This window comes from Microcystis sp. M53603_WE2, from assembly GCF_030065435.1.
On the sequence record NZ_JASJFF010001388.1, the window covers coordinates 1 to 3,726 of the forward strand.

A 3,726-nucleotide genomic window follows, 5' to 3' on the forward strand; every position below is an offset into this window, starting at 1 on the left:
ACCATCCCTAGCAATAATCACAATCTCTTGACCATCAGGACTAAAAGCGATACCATAGACGATATCTTCTTCTATTTTAAACTCGGAGCGCAAATTTCCGTCCCTGTCCCAGCGTCTAGCTGTACCATCCCTTGAAATAGCGGCGATTTTTTCACCATCGGGACTAAAACTAACTCCATAAACGGGAAAAGAATCAGTTTTAATCTCCTCGAAAAGATTGCCCTGTAAATCCCAAATTTTAATCTTTCCCCGAGTAGCAGTAGCAATTTTTTGATGATCGGGAGAAAACACCAAATCATAGATAATATTATCATCGGCTGTCCAGGAATTAATTAATTGAGGCCGATGATTGCTTAAATGCCAGTATTGAATTTTTCCCTCGCTTGTTCCCGTGATTATTGCTGTTCCCTCTCCATTAAAAGCAAGACTATAAATCGGTACTTGACTAGCAGTAAATTCTTGAAGCATTGTTCCTTTTTGACTCCAGATTTGTACTTTTCCATTTCTTCCTGTAATCGCTATCTGATTACTATCGGGATGAAAAGCTATACTATAGATTGAGCGCATTTTTGTGGCAAATTCTCTAATTTTTTTTCCCTGGGAATCGAGTAAAGTAATTTGACCATCTTTGTTAGCAATAGCGATAATACTGCCCTGGGAATTAATGCTAACACTGGTATTATCGGCCTGAGCTTGATTTAAATTGTTCAGCTGCCAAATTTTAGCCGTTTCATCACTCGATCCAGTTACCACCTGTTTTCCATCTTGACTAAATACAGCAGTAAAAACCGATTCTTGATGTCCTCTGAGAGTAGTTATTTCTTCCCCTTGCATTCCCCAAATTTTAGCACTACCGTCACTAGATGCAGTAATTATAAACTGTCCATCAGGACTAAAATTCACACTGTTGACAAAATCTTGATGTCCCCGGAAAGTAGCTATTAAATTTCCCTGTAAATCCCAAATTTTAGCAGTTTTATCTGCCGCTGCTCCGGCAATTTTTTGACCGTCGGGACTAAAATTAACACTATAAAAAGCCTCAATATTTTCTTGACCTAAACTCAAGATAATTTTACCTGATAAATCCCAGATTTTAATCGTACCATCCCGGGAAGCGGTGGCAATTTTTTGACCATCGGGACTAAAACTAGCTGCATCTATCGATCTTTTATGTCCCTTAAATACCTGTAAAGTTTCACCTGATAAATTCCATAATCTAGCGGTTTTATCCCTGGAAGTGGTGACAATTTTTTGACCATCGGGACTAAAACTAACACTATAAACTGATTCTTGATGGTCAGGATAGGTGACTAAATTTTGCCCTTGCAAGTTCCAAATTTTGGCGGTTTTATCTTCGGAAGCAGTGGCGATTTTTTGACCATCGGGACTAAAACTAACACTATAAACTGCTCCTTGATGACCTGTCAAAGTTTGAATATTCTCACCTTTTTGATTCCAAATTTTTACCGTCCCATCCTGAGAAGCAGTGGCAATTTTTTGACGATCAGGACTAATACTAACACTATAAATAGTTCCTCGGTGTCCTTGCAGTTGGTTTTTTTCTTGAATGCGATCTAAAATTTGTTGTAGGGTAATAATTGGACTTGTAGCAGGATATTTACTCAAGGTTTGGTCATCAGTAACGATGTTTTTTAAACTATTTACTGCTTGCATAGCCGCAATTAAAGATTCTAGTTGTTCAAATTGAAATTGCTGCCAATAACTGTCACCATTGCGCTGTAATTTAATACCTAATTTAGCGGTTTCTACTTGCTGCCACGCTTGTTTTACCTGAATAAAAGCGAAGAAAGAACCCAGGAGAGAAGCAATTAAAATTACCGAGCCAATTTGAATTCTTTTCGTAGCTTTTTGGTGAGCGATTGCTAGAATTTTATTAGCTTGCTTCTGAGTTTCTAGGCTAATTTCTGCCTCTCTTTTATCGAGATTTTGACTAGCAGTTAAAAACTGATAATCAAGATTACTTAAGCTTTTACCCTGAGACCAATCGAGGGCATTATTTAAAGCTTTTCCGCGTAAAAGCCGCGATTCATCGGTATAATTAGACTGTTGCCAAGCGGCGATTGCTTCTGAGTAGGGACGCAATTGCTCTAATTGTTTTTCCAGCCAATTGAGATTAAATATTTCTCGATAAATAGCATTATAAACTACTAATTGATTATCCTTTTTTACCACTAACCCCGATAACCTTAATTCCCCTTGTTCTGGACTATCATCGCACAGGATTGCACCTTTTTCTAAAATTTGTTGATAGATGCCTAACAAACGACCCGCTTTGTCTTGATTTCTTAACAAGCGATCGGCAATAGTTCGCAGATGAACTGGTTCATCATGAGATTCCCAATTATTAATAATTCTCTCTTTGATCAGCGTCTCAATATCTAAATTAGTTTCCCGCAATAGCTGACAGATTTTCTGGGTTAAAAATGGCTGTCCTCCCGTCCAAAAAATAATTTTTTCTAAGCAGTCGGGTTGATAATTACTTTGACTAGATAATCCCGCAGCTAGAGGAGCAATTTCGGTCAGATTAAATCCTGTTAATTCGATCGCTTGGCCGATATTAAAAGATGTTTGGGTCTTTTCGCGAATTAAATCTGCTGGGGTAGCAACACCGAATAAAGCGAAAGTAATTCTTTCATACTGGGCATTTTCCGCTCTTTGGTTATAACAATAACGAATCAGGGAAAAAAAGTCATCTAGAGAAAACTGTAAACTGAGAATTTTATCGATCTCGTCGATAAAAATATATATTTTCTCTCCCCGACAATAAACTAATAAAACTTCCTCGATAAATTGTCCCAAACGCTGCACGGGAGGTAAATCCTCTCGCTCGCGCAACCAGGATTTAAGATTAATTTTTCCCGTCAGATTAAATCCTAAAAACAAACGGGTAATCACCCCGTTATACCATTGGGATAAATTATCATTACTGCCAAGACTGGTTATATCTACGGACGCGCAATCCATGCCCAATTGCTGTAAAATATGAGTCACTCGTACCCTTAAACTGGATTTACCCATCTGACGACAGTTAAAAACGTAGCAAAATTGACCATTTTTCAACGCCGTTAACAGTTCTCGATCGGCATTTCTCTCGATATAGGTAGGATGGTTATAGGCAAGACTACCCCCGACACGATATTGATAATTCATGATTCTTAAACAAAATTATTTCAATGTCACCAACGGAAATAAAATAGACAATTGTGATGGAGATATCTATAATGCAAGGATAATCGCTATTGACAACCTATCCCCAAGGCAATTATGAAGAAAACTTTTTTCACCTCCATCGCCGTTAGTGCCACCCTCGTCAGTGGTATTGTTTTAGGTACTCTTGATGCTGGCAGTGCCTCCGCTTGTGCTTTCGCTAAAGCTAAAGGCATTTTTGGCAGCAATACCACCTTCCCTGTGGATGCTAACAAACTTATTTTAGGGGTTGCCGCCGCTACAGGAGCAATCACCGTAGCCGGTGTTTTAAGTTACCGTCGTTTTCACTCCGGGCAGCCTCCTGAAGATGCCGCCGCTAAGCTGCCGTCGGTATTTCCTATCCCCATTCCCCCCGTCGCTTTAAACGCGGCAGTGGAGGCGGAAGAAGCGGCAGAAACCAGCAAAATCTCCTAAAAATCCGCTAGATTCCCTCAAAAAAGGTGTTGGCATCCCCGCAGCTTTCCCGCTAGGCAACACCTTTTTCTGCCTAATTGTGTC

2 protein-coding genes are annotated in these 3,726 nt (G+C 39.5%); one reads left to right on the forward strand and one right to left on the reverse strand.

Annotated elements, in window-relative coordinates:
* Positions 1–3,171: AAA-like domain-containing protein (locus PX481_RS29140; RefSeq protein WP_288097460.1), on the reverse strand; the 3,171-nt coding region annotated here is incomplete at its 3' end.
* A 114-nt stretch (positions 3,172–3,285) separates the two neighbouring features.
* Between PX481_RS29140 and PX481_RS29145 the strand changes: the two genes are divergently transcribed.
* Positions 3,286–3,642, forward strand: a complete 357-nt coding sequence (locus PX481_RS29145; RefSeq protein ID WP_002757053.1) for a hypothetical protein — start codon at positions 3,286–3,288, stop codon at positions 3,640–3,642.
* Positions 3,643–3,726: the final 84 nt, after the last annotated feature.